This is a genomic window from Pseudoalteromonas sp. S2721 (assembly GCF_005887425.1).
GTDB lineage: Bacteria > Pseudomonadota > Gammaproteobacteria > Enterobacterales > Alteromonadaceae > Pseudoalteromonas > Pseudoalteromonas simplex.
Genome location: NZ_PNCZ01000007.1, coordinates 17,296 through 37,787, shown reverse-complemented (window position 1 = coordinate 37,787; position 20,492 = coordinate 17,296). Strand labels below are relative to the sequence as shown.

Below are 20,492 nucleotides of genomic sequence, written 5' to 3'. Positions count from 1 at the left end.
GATATTGTATATAGAAACGCTATATTAGCCCACCTTTGGTAACTTTAATGTTAACAGTGTGTACAAAACGCTACACGAATGTACGTCATTTTTGATTCTCCCTGTGGTTATATTGTTACTACAAGCGTTGAAATGGAAATTCAAAAAGCTTGAATAACTATTCAAACTAACTATCCAGGGGATACTTTATGAAAGTCAAAACACTTTCGATCGCTGTTGCTGCAGCTCTCTATAGTGCTAGTGCTGCACATGCAGTCGGTGTTGAGAACAATCAAGTTAAGCACCAATTAAAAGCACCAAATATTACATTTGAAGAAGTGAAAGCATTTTCCAAAGAGTTCGAGCAAGGTAACTCTTCAAGCATGCTACAAAACGATGGTTTAAATGTTCAATTAAATAGCCAAGCAAGCAAATTTAAAGAAGAAGGTCTGGGTGGCGAACATATTTATATTATTCGTTTACGTGATAACTCTGTTGCTCTTGAAGCTAGAGACTTAACTTCGTCTTTATCAAAATCTATGCAAGCTCAAGGTATTACCAAAGTTTTTGAAAAAGGTCAGGCTGCAATTTCAGCCGTTACAGAATATCAAAACAAGCTTTATTCGAAACAACGTGCTGTTATGCAAAACGTAACGGCAGTTACAGGGCGTACAGAGATGCGCCGTCAATTCACTAAAGCGCTAAATGGTTTCTCTGTAAAAATGACAGAGCAAGAGGCATTACAGGTCGCTTCGCTTGGCTCTGTTGTATCAGTAATGCGTTCTAAAAATTATGATTTACTTTCAGATGAAGGCCCTAAGCACATCGGTGCTGATCAAATTTGGGATGGAACAAGTGTTCCAAGTGGGATCAAGGGCAAAGGTGAAGGCCAAATCATAGGTATTATTGATACAGGTATTAACTCAGATCACCCGTCATTTGCAGCTGTGGGTGCTGATGGTTATGAGCATGAAAACCCATTTGGTGCGGGCGTTTATGTTGGTGACTGTGTTGAAGAGCCAGAAGAGATTCAATGTAATAACAAACTAATTGGTGTACGTTCTTACGATGTGATCACAGATGCGTTTGATGCCATGATCCCAGGCTGGCCGGCGATTGGTGAAGATTATCAAGGTCATGGTTCGCATGTTGCGTCAACTGCGGCAGGTAACGTAGTCAAAGACGTTCCATATATGCTACCTAGTTTTGGTGAAAATACTGATGGCAATATCTTGAAAGAGGGTTTATTCCCTGAAATCTCAGGTGTTGCACCGCATGCAAATATTATTTCTTATCAAGTATGTTACCCATCAAGTGAAGAATACGCAGGTTGTCCTGGTGAAGCGTTAGTTGCTGGTATTGAAGATGCAATTTCTGATGGGGTTGATGTAATCAACTTCTCAATTGGTGGAGCCGACTCAAACGTTTGGGCCGATCCAGTACAACTTGCATTCTTAGCAGCGCGTGAAGCGGGCATCAACGTTGCCGCGGCAGCAGGTAACAGCGGTCAGGGGTGTGGCGCAGCTGAATGTTTTGGCTATTTAGATAACTCGTCGCCGTGGCTTGCGCAAGTTGCAGCAACAACACATGGCCGTACTGTTGTCGTTGAAACTGCAGTTGAATATGCGGGCTTTGCTGATGAAACGATGGGTTCTGAAGTACCAAGTTGGTCAGATATGGGGTTAGTTGGCGGTGCCATTAATAGCGAAGAAATTACCGGCGTTGTTGTCTGGGCTAAAGACTATGAAGACGTCAATGGCTTTAAAGACTCTGATGGATACTGTACTGCCGATTATCCTGAAAATACGTTTAATTTCTACAAAGATGGGACAGAAATAGCTGGTGCGGCTGATGGCAGCACGAATGTTATTGTAATCTGTCAACGTCACTCAGCTACAGATACAGCTGCCAATGCCCGTACCGCAAAAGTAGATCATGTAAAAGCCGGTGGCGCTGATGGTTTCATTATGTTTAACCGTGACAGTGATCAAGCTACAGTACCTGAGGCTTACTCATTACCAGGCGTTCATTTTACCTATGATCAATGGAATGGTGTGTGGCCCGATGACGGTTTAGAAGATTGGGTTGATAGCACATCAGAGAAAGGTCATATGATCACTATTAAGCCAACAGTGATTGAGCGCCGTGTTGATGCTGAAGATGCTGATTGGTTAGCAACCTTCTCATCGCGTGGTCCATCTTATTCGAATGTTGAAGTACTAGCTCCAACACTTGCAGCTCCTGGTGTTGATATTTATGCGGCATACTCTGATGAGCATCCTTTTGTGGCACCACATGGTCAAGATTATGCAGCGATTAGCGGCACGTCTATGGCATCACCTCATGTTGCCGGTGCAATGGCATTACTGCGTCAGATTCATCCTGAGTGGAGTGCAGCCGAGATTCAATCTGCACTATCAATGACTGCCGAAAACGTAGTTAAGTACCATCGTTTAAACAGTGAAAATGATGTTGTTGCTGATGCTAAAATTTACCGTGCTGGTGCAGGTCGAATCAATGTTGCATTAGCAGCTGAAGCTGGTTTTGTTATGGACGAAACAGCCGACAACTTCTTAGCGGCTGATCCATATAATGGCGGTACACCTCACAAACTTAACTTACCAAATTTGGTTAACTTTTCTTGTGCACCAGAGTGTCAATGGGTTCGAACTATCAAAGCAACAGAAGATGGAACCTGGACTGTAAGCCATGAAGATGTTGAAAACTGGGCATTTGATGTTAATTCACAAACCGCTCAAAATGGTGTGAATATTGATATCTTCCCGAAAACTTTCTCACTGAAAAAAGGTGAAACGCAAACAATCATTGTTAAAGCATCAATCATGGATACCCAAGATTGGTTTAGTAACTCAGAAGTTGAGCTTCATACCAACCTTGTGTTCCAAGCTGAAGAAGCTGGTATCCCAGATGCACATTGGCCAGTAGCGTTTAAATATGACCGCGGTAATTTACCATCTTCATTAGAAACAACTGCTCATTCAAATGTAGGCACTTATGTTGCTAAAGGTATTGTATTACCGAGTGTTGAAGCACCTGTTGCACGCGCATATGAGCCGGTTAAAGCAGATATCACGACAGTAACTTTGCCAAAAGATGATGAGCGTACTTTCCCGTGGGCCATGAATCGAACAGAAGAAGTTGATGCTAGTGATATTCTAGATGAAGCAACATTTACTAAGTTTGTAACAGTGCCTGCGAACACAAAACGTTTTATTGCTGAAACTGTTGGTGTTGAATCAGAGCTAGAAGGTACATTGAATGTGGGTAACCCAATTATCTATGTAGGTAAAGATTATAACGGTGATGGTATTGTTCAGCCACAAGACGAGATCTTATGTGTATCTAACCATTTAATTTATAAAAACTTCTGTAATATCAACAACCCTGAAGAAGGTGAGTACTGGGTTGTAGTTTATAATACGAATAAATCGTCTGTTGATGCTGTTGAAGAAACCTTTGAACTTGCTACAGCGGTTGTGTCTGATCAAGTAGCTTCTGGTGTGACAGCCAGCCTTCCTAGCAGTGATGGCCAAAACACAGTTGAAATGACTGTTAATTGGGATATGGAATTTGATTCAGACAGCGTTTACTACTCTTTGCTTGATGTGGGCACATCGGCCGTAAATCATGGCAACCTAGGCTCTGTTCCATTTAAGCTTAACCGTGGCAATGATGTTGCTCATCTTGATGCGCCATATACAGGTGCAAAAGTGGGTGATATGGTGCCTTACACATTTGAAGTATTAGCGAATAACTCAGGTATAGATCGTGAGTTCTCACTAGAACTTGATATTCCTGCTGGTCTTGATATCAAAGCAGAAAATGTAATGGTTTCAACAGCATCTGAAATCAACGTTGAAATTGCTGATGGTAAAGTTATTGTAACGGGCACACAAGCGGATACCCGAGATGTAGAGCCAGATTACATCGTCACTGATAACATCACTGATGAAATGTGTCGTACGCCTGATTTTGGTAACTCAAACCCAGGCGGTTATGTCGACTTATCTGAGTTTGGCATTATGCCTATGCTTTCAGGCTTCGATGAAAGTAATCTATATAATTCACGAAGTGGTTATTCGTTACCAATAGCAAGCTTTTACAATGGCGCATTTGACACATTCAGTCTCTATAACAATGCTGATAATACAAATATCCAAAACTCGATAATTCAAATTCGTGGTATGGGGACAGTGAATACAAGCGGTAGTCGTTACTTCTTCCCAGTGCATAATCCGTTTCCTTATGAAACATTCCCTTATGAGAATATGGGTCCATTATGGCGTGGTTGGGAGTTTGCTGAGAGCGGCTTATTACGTTCAGTAATGTCAGTGGGTTTATCGTCTAACGAAGGGATCTCACTTGCAAGTACAACAACAGGTTGGGGTATTATTGAGTGGGATAACGCGTCAGATTACGACAACCCTGTTTATGATCGTGAAACGGGTCAATATACTTACACTAAACGTGATAACTCATTTGACTTCCAAGTGCTGTTTAATGCCAATACGCGCTTTGGTAAAGGCGAGCATGAAATTTACTATGCATACGATAATTTAGATTTTGGTACTACTCGTCCTGCTGGAAGTATCGGTTTACAAGGTTTCCGCGGTGCACAATATCAATACGGTCCTCTTGAAAGCTATCGCGGTATTCAGATTGCTTATAACAACTTAGATGAAGTAATCAGCGATGGATACGTAGTATGTATGGACTATGTTGGTCCAGAGTCATCACAATTTGAAGTCACCGCATGGGCCGAAGTTATGCCAACCGCTACAGGTCAAACACTTGAAGTTGCGGCTAAAGCAGCAATCTCGGGTCTGAATGACATGACTTCAACTGCAACACTGGCGATCCCTGGTAACATCACAGTGATTGCACTTGATGATATGGTGACAACTGAGGAAACACCGATTAGCTTCGACGTTCATCACATTGATGAAAAGAACTCGAAGAATGAAATCTCGGTAATTTCTGATGATGTAAGCTACGAAGTTGATGGCGATACAGTAACTATTACACCAAATGAAAACTTCTCTGGTGAGACAGAAGTAACTGTAAAGGTGTCTGATATTGAATACCCATCAGACGCAGCAAGCACAACCTTTATGTTAACAGTCGAGGCAGTAAACGACGCACCTGTTGTGGTTGTTGAAGCAAGTTCTCAGCAAGTCACTGAAGGCAGCGTTATTACCCTAGATGCCTCAGCATCTCATGATTTAGATAACGATGAGTTAACTTTCTCATGGCAAGGCCCAGGTACTATCGCAAGTCCAACATCAGCAATCACTGAAGTATCAGGTCTAACGGCTGGTGAGCATCAGTTTACCGTATTGGTAAGTGATGGAATAGAAGCGATGGGACTAGGAGTTGCTGTGACAGTAACGGCTGAAGAAACAACGGTCGTTCCTGAAGAAGAAGCGCAATCAAGCTCTGGCTCAAGCGGCTCTTTAGCATGGATAACAGTGTTATTAGCTGGTTTTGCCGGTCTTCGTCGCCGTATGAAACGAGACTAAACACTCCCTAAGTGTGTTATGTAGCAAAGGGCCTTCGGGCCCTTTTTTTGTCATTGAGTAAATTAAATAATGGAATTTAATAACTAAAACTGAAAACCTATGTAGCAAAATGTACAAGCTATTTAATATTTCTTTCAGTATGTTAGTTTGACGATAGTAGATAAAATAAGTCATTTTACTGCGTTGTGTGGCAAAAAAATTATACAAAAATGTATGCAAACGCTATGATCGCCCCAGAACAGAAAGGGCTAAAAGAGTTTTAGTTTATTAAGTTAGTATAGTAGTCGTTTATTACGGCATTAAGGTGAGTTACGTTAATGAAAAGGTTGTTTGGTTCAATGTGTTGCTTAGCTGCATCAACTGCATTTGCGCAGGATGATGTTAAGCAGCCGCAATTGATTAAAAAGTCTACTTTTCATGCAAGCGTTACGCTAGGCTACGGTGGTATTGAAAACCCAGTACTTGATGCCGATGATGTTATTTCGCCAATTCTGCCAAGCTTGGCTTATTATGGTGATAGCTGGTATTTCGATGATTTTTCTATTGGTTACAGCTTATTTGAATCTGAGAAATTTTATATTGATTTACTGGGGCGCTTTAATGATGATGGCTTTTTCTTTGAGTTAGATGGGGTAGATAAACTCTACGCGACAGGTGTGGTACGTTCTAGTTCAGGTCGACCTACAATTCCAAGTGCTTCACCAATTAACTTAACACCGATAGAGCGTAACCTTTCTTATATGGCTGGCTTTTCATCAGCTTTAAATGTTTATGACGACATTTGGTTGAGTGCGGCATACGTGCACGATATAACCAATGTTCATAATGGCTATGAAATCTTATTCAATGGCTACCAAGCATTTACACTGTTTTCCGGTATTGCTGGCATTGAGGCTGGTATAAACTACAAAAATGAAGAGTTAATTGACTATTACTACACGGTTAGCCCCACAGAGAGCAAAACTCGCTTATTAAGTTATAATTTAGAAAGTGCCACCAATTACTATTTAAAAGTAAGCTACGAGTATCCGATCAGTGATAATTTTAGTGTTGATTTCAAACTAAAGCACACTTGGCTTGATAGCAATTTAGCTAACTCACATATGATTAATAAAAATGGCTATTTCTCAGGTTTTACTGGCATTACATACCATTTTTAGGCCAACTGATTGAGATTTGAGCGCCGCCGGTTTCGAGGTTATTGGCTAAACCAATTTTACCGCCATGCCAGCTAGCAATACGATGCACGATATAAAGTCCTAATCCATAACCACTCGCCAATTTATCTCCTTCACCTTGTTTGAATGGTTCAATTAACGCATCAGCATTTATAGGCAACCCTGGTCCATCATCTGTGACGCTTATCAAGTAATTACCTGCTTTCTCTTCAGTGCTTATATAAATAGTGTGCTTTGCGTATTTTGTGGCGTTGATCAGTAAGTTTTGTACCGCGATTGCCATAAAGCTTGTTTCGCAAAAAGCAGCGTCAACCCCAAGAGTTGGAATAAATTTGAGTTCTTTGTATAAATCAAATTTAGCTATTTCCGTGTTGATCAGTTTAGTTAAGTTAACTTTTTCCTGGTTAAACACACTTTGTTGATGCTCTAAACGAGCAAACGATAAATATTGTTCTAAGCGCAATTCAATCTCATCGATATCACGCTCTATTTGGCTACTTTCTAACGAATCTAGTTCTGCGATTGATAACGCAAATCGCATACGCGAGAGTGGGGTACGAATTTCATGAGAAATAATGCGGGATAAATCGCTATGAAGCTGCACAAATTTGTTGATACGCTCTGACATATCAGTAAAGGTGTTTGCAAGCGGTGCAATGGATGAATTTGGCTTTATATCGAGCTCTATTCGTTGCGGTTTTTTGCTGAAGCGGTAGGCTGCACGTTGCAATAAGCTCAAATCACGAAACACTGGGCGTATAAACAATAAAATCATCACACCAAGCAAAAAATAAAAGGCGAAAAAAGCAAACCAGTCAGTTTTTGCGTGTGAAATCAGGTTAATGGGGCCAACTTTTTGAATGCTACCATTACTGCCCTTGAGATATATAAATTGCTGATTATGCTCAGTGACACTGATAATACCGTCTTGATTAAACGTGTCGAGCAAAGAATCAGGCAATGCAATTTCACTTATGCTTAGGCTACTGATCCGCGAGTCTTTTTGCTCTGCTATTTGCGTAAGTTCAGCAACACTAATTTGTATACTCGGCACATGCTTAGAAAAAAACTCATTATAAAGCTGACCAAACGCAAGAACTAAAGCAATTAAGCTTACTGTGATAATCAGGTAAAGCTTAAAAAATTGCTGCTTCATAGTTTTGAAATATCCAAACTGTAGCCTTTGCCTCGCACCGATTTAATATCCAACGAATTTTTGTGGCTGCTTATCGTATCTTTGAGTTTTTTACGTAATCGGCTCACTTTTAAATCTATAGCGCGGTCTAGTCCGTCATACTCACGGCCAATGACATGTTTAAACAGCACTTCGCGAGAGACTGGCTGCGGCATATTCTTCGCTAGATAGGCGATAATATCAAATTCACTCTCGTTTAGGTTCAGAGCAGTATTATGAAAGTAGATATCACGCTTTTTACTGTCTATGCGTAAACAGTCGCTGTGATCTGAAAAGTTATCTTGGCTTACAGTGTGGGCGATGATTGTTTTAATTTTCGCTAATAATAGCTCAGGTTTAATGGGCTTTATTAAGTAGTCGTAAGCACCTAAGTTTAGGCCTTTAATTTGTGATTGCACTGAGTCTAAAGCTGTTAAAAAAATAACAGGACAGGTGTATTTTTCTTTTAGTTGTGAAATTAATTCAAAACCATTGCCATCAGGTAACATCACATCACAGATAATCAATGAGGGAATAAAGGTAATTTCACTACTACGGTAATCTTCAGCTGTATTAAATACATCAATGGTATAGCCGTGTTTTAATAAAAATGTTTGAATTAAATTGGCTAGTTTCACATCATCTTCAATTAAAAAAATATGCTGCATCATAAACTCCAGCCAAAGCGCCGCTTTATACGGTAATCTTTGGCTTCATAGCTAACTATTGAGAGACGCTGCTGTTTAACAACGTTGCTGCTCAAAGGGTTAATTAACTTAACGGTAAGAGGGTATTCTGTTTTGATTAAAAACTGTTTGGCTATTAATCCTGTTTGCGTGTAGCACTGAGTGTAATGAGGGCGTTGGGTTACTTCTAAACAAAGTTCTTCATAAGGAGCAACTCGAAAATGAACTTGCACATTAAACTCGCAGGCTTTTTGTTTTGCTTCTGTCACACAGACTGTTGGTGAAACTTTAAAAAAGACCTGTTCAGCTTTATCTTCAGCTTGAGAGTAGCAGCAAAAACTAAAAAGCAGAGCCGCCCAGCTTAATCGGTTTATCATTTAACCAAGTCCCTGAGCGATTGGTCGTCTAAATTTCAAAGCAATATTTACCATTAAAAACAGATGAAACCATTCAAAATCATAGTGAGTATTCATTTATTTACCGCTTATTATCATTATTATTTATGCAGTCTATATGAGTTATTTCATGATAAAAAAGCGCGCTTATCATACCTCATTTATTTCATTAGCTACAAATTGCCTTACATTAAAGCTTGTGTTTCAGAGTTTTTTGTAGTGCCTCGTTCAGATCTTTATTAGCTTGTTGTTTTAAAAGATAAAGTGAATTTATATTTGTTTTTATGTAATAATTTTTCACTATATAAATGCGCTATTAGTTTTTACTATTCACGCTTATTTGTTAATTGTTTCGTACAAATTGATACAATTTGGTGCGCGCTCTGAAAGTAATTAGTTTTTCACAAAGTTAATATAGAAAATGATACTCAACAGATTCGACCTCTGTTTGCTTTTTTTCTGATAGTATAGATAGGTTATAAGTAGTTTAAGCAGTGAACAAATATGTTAAGTCCTTATTATCAGCAGCATGCTGATTACGTTTCTATCTCACGCGAGCAAGGCTGTCGCTTTGCTAAGTTAGTGGCGGATGATTTCAATCCGTTACACGATAAAGATGCTAAAAAGTTTTGTGTGCCGGGCGATTTACTTTTTTCGCTGGTTTTAAACCGCTATGGTATTAGTGAAAAAATGGAGTTCACTTTTGCCGGTATGGTTGATGAAAATTCAAAGCTGACTTTTCCTGAAGGTGCTGATGAGTTTGCTATCACCGATGGCGAAAAAGTGATGCTAAAAGTAAAGCGTGAAGGGGCTGTTAGCCAATGTCCTGAGTTAACAAATAGCTTAATAAAAAACTATGTTGAGTTTTCTGGTACTACCTTCCCACATGTCATCATTCCATTAATGGGCAAGCAAGATGTGATGATCAACCCAGCCCGCCCAATGGTGATTTACGAATCAATGTTGATTAACCTTGACCGCCTTGATATCAGTGCACCTGAATTAGAGTTTGCTGAGCCTGATTTTGAGTTTACTGGCAAACGCGGAAAAATTACGCTTCGCTTCAACCTGTTAGAAAATGGCGAAAAAGTAGGGGCGGGTGAAAAGCACATGCTTGTATCTGGCATTCGTGATTATTGCCAAACAACGGTTGATGACCTAATTAGTTTTTATAATCACCGGAAAGAGTCACTTAAACCGGCGTAATCTTTACAATTACGACAAAGGGCGCTTATTGCGCCTTTTTTGTTGCTGATGTTCCGCGTACAATAGCGTTTTTATAGCTAAATATACTTCAGACTATGTCAGTAGCGACCTTTTCAGAGTTAAATCTTGCACCTGCATTGCTAACAGCCTTGCAAGAAGAGAATTATCACACACCCACAGCAATTCAAGCGCAAACCATCCCACTTATTTTAGCGGGTGCAGATGTAATGGGCAGCGCACAAACTGGTACGGGTAAAACTGCTGCCTTTGTTTTACCACTACTGCACAATTTGTTATCTGCTGAAGTACTCCCTGATGCTGTTAAAGTCCTAATTTTAACGCCAACCCGAGAGCTCGCACAGCAAGTTTTTGCAAGTGTAGAGCGTTATGCTGCGCATACTGAAATAAAAGCGGCACTGGCTTATGGCGGCGCTAGTATTGGACCACAAATTAAAGCCATAAAAGGGGCGCAGGTTGTTGTTGCAACTCCGGGGCGTTTACTTGATCATCTGATCAAAGGCAGTATTAAACTTTCTAGTATTAATGCTTTGGTATTTGATGAAGCTGATCGCATGCTTGATATGGGGTTTATTGACGAGATAAAACGTATCTTGCGTCATATGCCAAAAGAACGCCAAACCTTACTTTTTTCAGCCACATTTGACGACAGCATCTTTAAACTTAGTAAGCAGTTATTAAATGATCCTAAATTAGTTGAAGTGAATAAACGCAACTCAGCAGCGGTTGAAGTTGAGCAGCTAGTTTATGCGGTTGATGAAGACCGTAAACGCGAGCTGGTATCACATATGATTGGCATGAAAAATTGGCAGCAAGTACTTATATTCACTCGTACTAAACAAACCGCTGATGTGCTTGCTAAAGAAATGTGTAAAGATGGCTTAAAAACCGAATCAATTCATGGTGATAAAAGCCAAGGGGCGCGAGATAAAGCATTACAAAACTTTAAATCTGGTGTAACTCGGGTATTAGTCGCGACGGATGTGGCCGCTCGCGGCCTTGATATTGCCTCTTTAAAATATGTCATTAACTATGAGCTACCTTATGTGGCTGAAGATTATGTGCATCGAATAGGTCGTACAGGTCGTGCTGGCGAAAAAGGGTTAGCTTTGTCGCTAGTTAGCATTGATGAACAATGGTTATTAGATGAAATAGACATTTTACTGGGCACCAGACTTACTCCTCAGTGGTTACCGGGGTATGAGCCAGATTTAACGAAAGAGCCTAAAAATATAAGAAAAAACACTAATAAAGCTCGTCGCTCGCGAGATAAAAAGCGTATTTTGGGTCAAAAAAGTATGAGACACCGTAAAAAGTGACGTATATTTATACTATCCACTGACTAAAATAAGTGTGTAGTATGTTAGAAGTTAATAAATGGTCATTTTGTCAGCCTGACAACCAGTTTTCTTTGCAAAAATGGCAAAAAACAGTCGATTTAATGACCGAGTTATTCTCAGCGCCTGCAGGCTTTATTGTTCATAAGACAGATGAAGCATACCGCATAATTGTTTCTAGCGAACAACGAGAAAACCCTTACCATGCTGGAATCGAGTTAGCCATTGACGACAATATCTTTTGCAAAAAGGTATTAAAAGATATGGCTCCTTTATACATTCCACAAGTTAGTCTAGATAATCAATGGGATGATTGTCCACTTACTGTCGATGGCGTTGAATCCTATTTAGGTGTGCCTATAACTTGGCCGAACGGGGAACCGTTTGGTACTTTTTGTGTAATGGATTTTAAGAAAACTGATTATCAGCATAGTCTTTTAGAACTCATCGAACAGCTTAGGGATATGGTGGAAGATGATTTAGCTCTACTTGATAATTTCACCCAAATGCGTGAAATTGCGATGCTAGACCCCCTCACAAATATTTATAATCGCCGCGCACTCAATTTACTTTGCCAACATAAATTAAATCTTGCCGCCCGGTTGGGCTTTAATATCTGTTGTTTGTTTATCGATATAGATAACTTTAAACCACTCAATGATAAGCATGGTCACGAAGTAGGAGATAAAGCACTGATATGTCTGGCTGATACATTGAAGCAATATCTACGAGAGGCTGATATTATTGGCCGCTTAGGAGGAGATGAATTTATTGCGGTTCTGCAAGTGAAAAGTAACGACTGTATCGAAGCGATTAGCTACAAACTTAATGAAGCGTTTAAAGAAAACCTTAAACATATGGCAATACCTGAACTTAATTTGAGTATAGGCTCAGGTATTGTAGCTCAACCTAAAGAAACATTTGCTGAGCTATTAAAGCGGGCTGATGAAGATATGTATGAGAAAAAGCAAGCCTCTAAACTTGCCCGCTAAGCTATTTGCTTTTCAGCTAGGTTTAATTCCATGGTTGCTTTAAGTAGACGGTAAAGGTTAATTGACGCATCAATTTCTTCTTTACGGTTAGTTAAGCTCTCAATATTTAAACCTAGCGGTACATCTAAATGCGCACAGCTTTGTAAAATTAAATCGAGATTCTCACGGCAAATACGCACTGATTCACTCAATGTATTTGCAGAATCTAACATGCGATACTTAGTTGCTTCTGGTACCGAAATTCCTAACCACTCCATAAAGTCTAAGGTTTTTTCACCACCACAAGGGGTAAACGTTAGAATAATGCGTTTTGGTGTTGTGCCTTGTGCTTTACAGCTACGCGCATAGCTGGTGATCAAATCAATCGTTGCTTGGGCATTGTAAACGGCTTGTGAGATGAAAAACTTACAACCTTGTGCTGTTTTTTCAACTAAACGCTCATGTTCATTGCGTTTGCTAGCGTGACGTTCGGCAATGGTAACGCCACCTAAAAACACATCACTGCTTTGCTTTGCAAGCGTTTTATATGCATCAGGAAGGCTTAGTTTGATATCGCCATGAGATGATGGACTACCCACTAACACTAAGTTTTTTAATTCGAAGTCGTTACGTGTTTCGTTTAGCCATTCGGTAAATTCAGCTTCACCTCGTTGCGCTACGCTTTTGTATGTGATCACATCTAGTTGTGACAAGCTGCGCAGTAATTGACTGTATTCACGTGGATCCACTGTTTCTTTAAATGGGAAAGGACGCGGCTTTGCAATGCGGCTACTTTCATCTTGAATGTCGTAAATAATCACGCCATCGTATTCAATTTCGTGTAAACGACCAAGTAGCTTTTGGGCAATGGTTTCAAGCTGTGCTTTATCAGTCCCTGACTTTGGAGGTGTGGTACCGATCAGGTAGACGCCTTGGTTGGTGTCTTCAATTTTTTCTTGTAATGATAAAGCCATAATCCTCATTCCAGCTCGTGCTAATGTTTATGACAAATAATATAGCAGCCATTTAGACGTCTAGATAGATTTTTTTCATGAAAGTTTTTCAATGACTATGAATTTTACTCAAGTTTAAAGCTGAGCGTTTAGTTAAATTGACACACCTGTTTACATAAATTGTTGCTCTGACCCTCATATTTTCTAGCGCTTTGATGCATAATCAAGCAGCAATGATTATGAGAAAAATAACTAATAAGGGAACATTATGAAATTTAGATTATTAGCAACCAGTGTTGCTGTAACACTGGCGCTGAGTGGCTGCGCAAGTAACTCACAGTCAACTATGGTTAAAGAAGTCGAAATTGAGCAGCGAGTCAGCCAAGGTGATAACCGTGTATTTAGCCAAGATTACCTATTAGAAGAGCTTGAAAACGGCCTTCGCGTGATGGTCGTTAAAACGGATTACCCAGATGTTGTGTCACTGCAAATTCCGGTATCGGTTGGTTCACGTAATGAAGTTGAAGCAGGTAAAACCGGTTTTGCCCACTTCTTTGAGCATATGATGTTTAAAGGCTCTGAAAAATTCCCGCAAGATGTGTATTCAGATATTTTAAAGAACTCGGGTGTTGATAATCGCGCGTATACGACCAACGATTACACGAACTATCACTTAAACTTCTCAAAAGAGCACTTAGATAAAGTACTTGAAATCGAAGCTGATATTTTCCAAAACCTGACATACAGCGAAGAGCAGTTCCGCACCGAAGCGCTGACTGTAAAAGGTGAGTATTTAAAGAATAATGCTAGCCCAATTCGTAAGTTACTTTCTGCAGTTCGTAACGAAGCATTCGAAAAGCATACGTATAAGCACACTACAATGGGCTTTTTCGAAGACATTGAAGCTATGCCTGATCAAATGGCGTACGGTAAAGAGTTTTTCGCTAAATTTTATAAACCAGAATATGTATCTTTAGTCATTGTTGGTGATGTTGATCCACAAGAAACCATGGCGATGGTGAAAAAGCATTGGGGTAACTGGAAAAAAGGCGATTACCAAGCAGACATTCCTGTTGAGCCAAAGCAAAAAACAGCAAAATATGTACATGAGAAAAATGATGGTTTACCAGGCCACTGGTTGCTTGTGTCATACAAAGGCACGGCATGGGATCCTACTCAAAAGGACCGTGCCGCTCTTGATTTGATCTCACAGCTGTATTTCTCTAATAATTCGGCACTTTATCAAGAACTTGTTGTTGATAAACAAATTGCCAGCCAAATGTTTACCTATAACCCAGATACTAAAGATCCAGGTTTATTACATGTTTTTGTAAAAGTAGAGAACGAAGCGGACCTTGCTAAAGCCCGTGATGCGATTAACCGTACCTATGCACAAGCGCGTACTGAGTTAGTAGATGCGCAAAAGTTAGCTGATTTAAAATCAAACCTAAAATATAGCTTTATTAATGGCTTAGATTCATCGCAGTCAATCGCTTCAACACTTGCAAGCTACATGCACTTTGAGCGCGACCCAGAGGTGATTAACCAACTTTATGCCACGGCTGATAGCATCACGCCTGAGGATATCAAAACGGTAGCAAACAAGTACTTTGTTGATTCAAGCCGTACCACGGTGACAATGTCGGCGCTTGATAAAGTGGCTGGTTTTGAGCAAGAAGTTGATTTAAATGCGGCAGTTGCCAGTATTGAGCAAGCCCCAACAGAGCGTCACTTTAAAGTACTTGATAAAACAAATAGCTCACCATTGGTTGATGTGAACTGGTTATTCAATACCGGTGCAGCGGCTGATCCCCAAGGCAAAAAAGGCTTAGCGGCATTAACAGCTGCAATGCTAGCGCAAGGTGGCTCAGAAACGATGAGCTACAAAGATATTCAAAAAGCGCTATATCCACTAGCGGGAAGCTTTGGCTATCAAATCGATAAAGAGATGATTTCTTTACGTGGTCGTGTACATAAAGATAATGCTGCGCAGTGGTATGCACTTGTTAGCGACCAGATGTTAAACCCAGGCTTTAGAGAAGATGATTTTAAACGCCTGAAAAAAGAGCTTATTGATAGCATTAAAGCAGGCCTTAAAGCATCTAATGACGAAGAGCTAGGTAAAGAAGTGCTTTATCATCAACTTTATAAAGGCCACCCGTATGAAAGCTATAACTATGGTGATTTATCAGACCTTGAAGCACTGACACTTGACGATGTAAAAGCATTTTATGCTAATCAGTTTACCCAATCTAAGTTAACAGTGGGTCTAATTGGTGCGATCCCGAGTGATGTTAAATCGACTATGCTGAAAGATTTAACATCGCTTCCACAAGGTAAAGAAAGCCGCTTAACGATCCCTGATGCGCCAGTGCTAAAAGGTCATCATGCAACGATTGTTGAAAAATCAGCGCAATCTACCGCAGTGTCATTTGGTTTCCCAATCGATACAATTCGTAGCAGTGATGACTGGACTGCGCTTTGGTTAGTGCGCTCTTACTTTGGCGAACACCGCAGCTCAAACAGCTTCTTGTATCAGCGTATTCGTCAAACCCGTGGTATGAACTATGGTGACTATGCATACATTGAGTACTTCCCGCGTGGTATGTTCCAAACTAAACCAGATGCTAACTTAGGCCGTTCCGAGCAAATTTTCCAAGTATGGTTACGTCCGCTTCGTTCTAATAACGATGCGCACTTTGCAACACGTACGGCATTATTTGAACTTGATAAGCTAATTAAAAATGGCATCAGCAAAGAAGATTTTGAAGCGACTCGTAACTTCTTAATTAACTTTGTGCCACAAATGGTTGCAAGCCAAGACCGCCAATTAGGTTATGCCCTTGATAGTGAGTTCTATAACACTGAGAGCTTTGTTGACTATGTGCGCGGCAAGCTTGAAAAGCTAACCCTTGATGATGTTAACCGTGTTATTCGCGATAACCTGCAAACAGAGAATATCCACTATGTGTTTATTACTGGTGATGGCAAAGATATGCAAAAACGCTTAGCTTCAGAGCAAACATCACCAATGGTGTATAACGCTGAAAAACCAGCAGAACTTGTTGCTGAAGATAAAGTCATTGCAGACTATAAGCTCGCAATACCAGCAAAAAATATTAAAGTACTTGATGTCGAAAAAGTATTTCAGTAATAACTGGATAAACAAGCTCTAATCAATGCCCCTAATTAGGGGCATTTTTCTAGGTTTAATGGCTCGATGTTATCAGCAACCACAAGTTGATTTCGCCCTGCTTCTTTTGCTTGATAAAGCGCGCTATCAGCCATTTCAATGAGTAACATGGCATCACTATCGCTACTAGGGTAAATAGTAGCTAAACCAATACTAACCGTTAATGGATGACCTGTAAGTTCAGCTAATTGTAATTTACTGATCATATCTATTAAGCGTGTTACTAGACTTTGTGCTTGCTTACTTTGTGTATTGCCAAGCACCAGTACAAACTCTTCACCACCGTATCTGGCGCACAAGTCACCGGGCCTGCGAGTAAATTCAGGCAGTAGTTTTGCAACTTCTTTTAGACAGCTATCACCAACTAAGTGACCAAATTTATCATTTAGCGTTTTAAAATTATCAAGGTCAATCATAGCTAACGAAACAGGTAAATTTAATCTCGAGCAACGACTCCATTCTTGTAAAATAAAACTATCAAAAAATCGTCTATTAGCTATTTGTGTTAGGCCATCAATTCTAGCAAGTTGTTGGACTTGTTGTTCAGCAAGCTTTCTTTCGGTGATATTTAAGTGACTTATAACGATAAAACGCTGATTATCATAAAAAAGAGAAGCTGCTCGCATTAAAAACCAGCGCTTTTCCATGTCGCTATGGCATGGATATTCAAGATAGAACTCTTCGCACTGATGGTTAATTACTTGTTTTATTCCATTAAACGCTTTTGCTCCAAACTCATCGTTTTGGCAAGCCGCTGACCTACAAATTGCGAGGTAATTTTGTTGTTGCCATTGCTCATTGCACGCACAGTTATTTTGTTCGCCAAATGTTTGCCAGCTGCGATTTACAAATTTGATATCGCCTTCGGCGTTGATGACAACAATATGCTCAGGGAGAGTATCGAGTATTAACCTTAAAAATTCCTTTGACTCAAGCACACCAATTCCTGCTTTACACTTTTCTAAAGAGTAGCAATAAATTATTAGATTGCATGGTTAAAAGTAAAAAAGAGTGTGATTGAATAAATTTTACAGATGATAACTTACGAAGATTTATGTGTAGTTTAATTTATTCATGCTCATCAGTGAGTAAGTTAAGTATAACTTCAGTCATTATTTTTGAGATTGAATCAATGCGTTCGGGCATAGCTTGTGCGGTGATTGAGTAACCTTCTACAAATGGGATAAATATAGATACAGCTCTAGAAACGTTTGAGTCTGAGTGAGAAATAGGTCGCAATTTATCAGCTAAGATCAATGCCATTTCTTCGTAGTAAAATTTTATATGTTGATTGATAACTTCATTTCGTGTCGATATAGCCCAATACTCCCTAAATATTCTGCACATTTGGGTTAATTTCAAACCATGACTTAGAAAGCTCTCTAGCAGCGAATGGAGCTCATTGCTTGGGTTCTCTAGGTTGCTTATTGGATCCATTTGTCTCATATCGTCAAGACATGATTTGAAATAGCGATCTGCCATCGCCTTTAAAAGCTCATCTTTATTTTTGAAATAATATTGAACATTGCTCAAAGTCATACCAGCTTCGTTGGCAACTTTTCTCATTGTCACGCCATAATCACCTTCGTGTCTAAGAATATGCAAAGCCGTATCTATTATTAAATCTGTTTTGGCATTTTTCTTCATTAAAATCTCAAAGTATTTCTGCTTAGTAATCAAACCTTATCATTTTACGAGTACTCAACAGTTAAATTCAATGTTGACATTGTAGGTCATCTGACCTAAATTTTAATTAGGTCACTTGACCTAATTGTTTTTATTGTTGAGGAATAGGCATGATAAATAGTAAACGCACACCACAAAGTAGCTTTGATAATATTAAAGATTATCCTTTTAAAGCTAATTACTTTAGTGACTTGAATGGATATGAAGGCTTGAGGGCTCACTACCTTGATGAAGGTAATCCTGACTCTGAAGAAATTTTTTTATGTCTGCATGGTGAGCCTGCTTGGAGTTACCTTTACAGAAAAATGATCCCTGAATTTGTTAACGTCGGAGGCAGGGTGATAGCCCCAGATCTTTTTGGCTTTGGTAAGTCAGATAAACCAATTGATGAGAATGTTTATACGTTTGAGTTTCATCGTAACTACTTAATCGAACTTATTAAGAGGTTAGATTTAAATAATATTACTTTGGTTTGCCAAGATTGGGGAGGGCTTTTGGGTCTTACATTGCCTCAAGATATGCCAGAGCGTTTTAAAAGATTAATCATCATGAATACAGGGTTGCTGGTTGAGCCTGTGAGCAGTCCTGAATTCTTAAAATGGCATGACGATATCGTTCTGCCAAATGAATTAAATCTCGCTAGTTTTTTCAAAAAGTATGCGCCAACAATTGACAGCGATGAAGCGAGTGCATATGCATCTCCATATCCAGATGCAAGTTATCAAGCTGGCGTCAAAAAGTTCCCTAAAATTGTTGCTGCGCCAGATCCTCAGTGCGTAAAAATTTCAACTCGAGCATTTCAATTTTGGAAAAGTGAGTGGCAAGGCGAATCATTCATGGCAATAGGTATGAAAGACAAAATGTTAGGACCTACAGTTATGAATTTTATGCAAAGCGTAATCAAAAATTGCCCTGAACCTCTAGAAATAAATAATGCAGGGCATTTTGTGCAGGAATTTGGAGACACCGTTGCTGTTGCAGCACTTAAACTTTTTAAATTAATAAAGTAAGGATCTTTATGAAAATCTTACACTTAGTATTTCACCCCGATCTCAACGCATCACGAGTCAATAATACTTGGAAGAAGCAATTAGAGCAGTCAGGTAAAGTAGCAACAAGTAGAGATATGTATTTGGAATATCCTGACTTTAAAATCGATATCGAAAAAGAACAAGCGTTGTTGTTGTCTCATGACAGAATCGTGATTCAATTTCCTATCTATTGGTGGTCAATGACTCCTCTTCTTAAGAAGTGGCTTGATGATGTTTTACAATATCAATTTGCATACGGAAGCAAAGGAGACAAGCTTAAAGGCAAAGACTTACAAATAATTTGCTCTGCTGGAGGACAAGCAAAAAATTACAATGGCTTTCATATGTTCGCTACTGTACCTGAGGTTTTAAAACCATTTCAGCTTACAGCCAACTTAGCCAAAATGAATTATTCTCAGCCATTGTACATGTTTAATGCAGATGCTTGTGGTGAAGACGAGGTTGTTAAGTATGGGCAAAAATGGGTAGAGGTCATTGATGACCCTCGGCGCGCCGATGGGCTTGAATACGCAAACGCAAAAATACATGAAGAACTAATAGATGTATATGCGCAACTAGGCCTTTAAAATCTTAAAGAAGTAGGGGAGTGGTTAGTTGAAAACGCTAGATTTTTTATCTGAACATATCGGTATTTCTTTCCAGCAAAGTGATAGCTATGGCGATTGGCTAGGTTTTGAAATTGATTCAGTCAAAAAGGAAGAAAATAAAGTTATTACATCATTATTAATTAGACGTGATCATGTCTCACCAACAGGGGCTGTTCATGGTGGTGTTGTCTCTGGGTTTCTCGATTCAAGCTTAGGCTGTGCGATGGTAACGATTATGGATAAAGGCCAAATGTGCAGTACTGTTGAGCTTAACGTAAAGTTTTTTAAACCACTTTCTCCAGGAGATAAAATTATTGCCGAGTCAGAAGTGATCCATAAGGGAAGAACCTTATGCACGGTTATTGCGAATGTTTATAAATCAGATGCGCCTGATATACCTGTTGCGTTAGCTACTGCAACCTTTAATCGCTATCAATTAAAGCAGTAACATAAATACAGCCCAGCCGTGATGTAGCTGGGCTCTATATTGACCTATTATCAACTAAAGTAGTGAGCTAACTTTAACAGCTAGCGCAA

The 20,492-nt window shown here is 39.5% G+C and carries 15 protein-coding genes; 9 read left to right on the top strand and 6 right to left on the bottom strand.

Going from position 1 to position 20,492, the window contains the following annotated elements; translation table 11 throughout:
* Window positions 1–188 precede the first annotated feature (188 nt).
* A complete protein-coding gene (locus CWC02_RS21050; protein ID WP_138616354.1) occupies window positions 189–5,519 on the top strand; it encodes a S8 family serine peptidase in 5,331 nt (1,776 codons plus the stop codon).
* Between the two features lie 317 nt (window positions 5,520–5,836).
* The gene (locus CWC02_RS02965) at window positions 5,837–6,679 is read left to right on the top strand and encodes a MipA/OmpV family protein (RefSeq protein ID WP_138616352.1); all 843 of its coding nucleotides are present in this window, start codon (window positions 5,837–5,839) and stop codon (window positions 6,677–6,679) included.
* Here CWC02_RS02965 and CWC02_RS02960 read toward each other — a convergent pair.
* From CWC02_RS02960 to CWC02_RS02950, 3 genes are read right to left on the bottom strand one after another with little or no spacing between them, the layout of a single operon-like run.
* Window positions 6,663–7,853: an ATP-binding protein gene (locus tag CWC02_RS02960; protein WP_138616350.1), complete on the bottom strand. Its 1,191-nt coding sequence runs from the start codon at window positions 7,851–7,853 to the stop codon at window positions 6,663–6,665. The two genes, CWC02_RS02965 and CWC02_RS02960, sit on opposite strands and share 17 nt — an antisense overlap.
* On the bottom strand, window positions 7,850–8,542 hold the full coding sequence (locus CWC02_RS02955; RefSeq protein ID WP_138616348.1) for a response regulator transcription factor: 693 nt from the start codon (window positions 8,540–8,542) through the stop codon (window positions 7,850–7,852). Before CWC02_RS02955 ends, CWC02_RS02960 begins: the two co-directional genes overlap by 4 nt.
* On the bottom strand, window positions 8,539–8,934 hold the full coding sequence (locus CWC02_RS02950; protein WP_138616346.1) for a DUF3019 domain-containing protein: 396 nt from the start codon (window positions 8,932–8,934) through the stop codon (window positions 8,539–8,541). The genes CWC02_RS02955 and CWC02_RS02950 overlap by 4 nt, the downstream gene beginning before the upstream one ends.
* A gap of 522 nt (window positions 8,935–9,456) precedes the next feature.
* On the opposite strand from CWC02_RS02950, the gene CWC02_RS02945 reads away from it, so the two are divergent.
* From CWC02_RS02945 to CWC02_RS02935, 3 genes are all read left to right on the top strand, one after another.
* Window positions 9,457–10,158, top strand: a complete 702-nt coding sequence (locus tag CWC02_RS02945; RefSeq protein ID WP_138599615.1) for a DUF3581 domain-containing protein — start codon at window positions 9,457–9,459, stop codon at window positions 10,156–10,158.
* 95 nt (window positions 10,159–10,253) lie between these two features.
* Window positions 10,254–11,495, top strand: a complete 1,242-nt coding sequence (locus CWC02_RS02940) for a DEAD/DEAH box helicase (protein ID WP_138616344.1) — start codon at window positions 10,254–10,256, stop codon at window positions 11,493–11,495.
* A gap of 41 nt (window positions 11,496–11,536) precedes the next feature.
* The gene (locus tag CWC02_RS02935; RefSeq protein WP_138616342.1) at window positions 11,537–12,505 is read left to right on the top strand and encodes a sensor domain-containing diguanylate cyclase; all 969 of its coding nucleotides are present in this window, start codon (window positions 11,537–11,539) and stop codon (window positions 12,503–12,505) included.
* On the opposite strand, the gene CWC02_RS02930 is transcribed toward CWC02_RS02935, so the two are convergent.
* Window positions 12,502–13,458, bottom strand: coding sequence for a methylenetetrahydrofolate reductase (locus tag CWC02_RS02930; protein WP_138616340.1), 957 nt, complete (start codon window positions 13,456–13,458; stop codon window positions 12,502–12,504). The two genes, CWC02_RS02935 and CWC02_RS02930, sit on opposite strands and share 4 nt — an antisense overlap.
* 247 nt (window positions 13,459–13,705) lie before the next feature.
* On the opposite strand from CWC02_RS02930, the gene CWC02_RS02925 reads away from it, so the two are divergent.
* The gene (locus tag CWC02_RS02925; RefSeq protein WP_138616338.1) at window positions 13,706–16,591 is read left to right on the top strand and encodes a M16 family metallopeptidase; all 2,886 of its coding nucleotides are present in this window, start codon (window positions 13,706–13,708) and stop codon (window positions 16,589–16,591) included.
* A gap of 35 nt (window positions 16,592–16,626) precedes the next feature.
* On the opposite strand, the gene CWC02_RS02920 is transcribed toward CWC02_RS02925, so the two are convergent.
* Together CWC02_RS02920 and CWC02_RS02915 are read right to left on the bottom strand one after the other, a co-directional pair.
* Window positions 16,627–17,568: a sensor domain-containing diguanylate cyclase gene (locus tag CWC02_RS02920; RefSeq protein ID WP_138616336.1), complete on the bottom strand. Its 942-nt coding sequence runs from the start codon at window positions 17,566–17,568 to the stop codon at window positions 16,627–16,629.
* Window positions 17,569–17,698: 130 nt separating this feature from the next.
* Window positions 17,699–18,277: a TetR/AcrR family transcriptional regulator gene (locus CWC02_RS02915; RefSeq protein WP_138616334.1), complete on the bottom strand. Its 579-nt coding sequence runs from the start codon at window positions 18,275–18,277 to the stop codon at window positions 17,699–17,701.
* A 149-nt stretch (window positions 18,278–18,426) separates the two neighbouring features.
* Here CWC02_RS02915 and CWC02_RS02910 point away from each other — a divergent pair, with 149 nt between their 5' ends.
* The 3 genes from CWC02_RS02910 to CWC02_RS02900 are packed head-to-tail and all read left to right on the top strand — an operon-like array spanning window position 18,427 to window position 20,403.
* A complete protein-coding gene (locus tag CWC02_RS02910) occupies window positions 18,427–19,326 on the top strand; it encodes a haloalkane dehalogenase (RefSeq protein ID WP_138616332.1) in 900 nt (299 codons plus the stop codon).
* A gap of 8 nt (window positions 19,327–19,334) precedes the next feature.
* The gene (locus CWC02_RS02905) at window positions 19,335–19,934 is read left to right on the top strand and encodes an NAD(P)H-dependent oxidoreductase (RefSeq protein WP_054551218.1); all 600 of its coding nucleotides are present in this window, start codon (window positions 19,335–19,337) and stop codon (window positions 19,932–19,934) included.
* A 28-nt stretch (window positions 19,935–19,962) separates the two neighbouring features.
* Window positions 19,963–20,403, top strand: a complete 441-nt coding sequence (locus CWC02_RS02900; protein WP_054551219.1) for a PaaI family thioesterase — start codon at window positions 19,963–19,965, stop codon at window positions 20,401–20,403.
* Window positions 20,404–20,492: the final 89 nt, after the last annotated feature.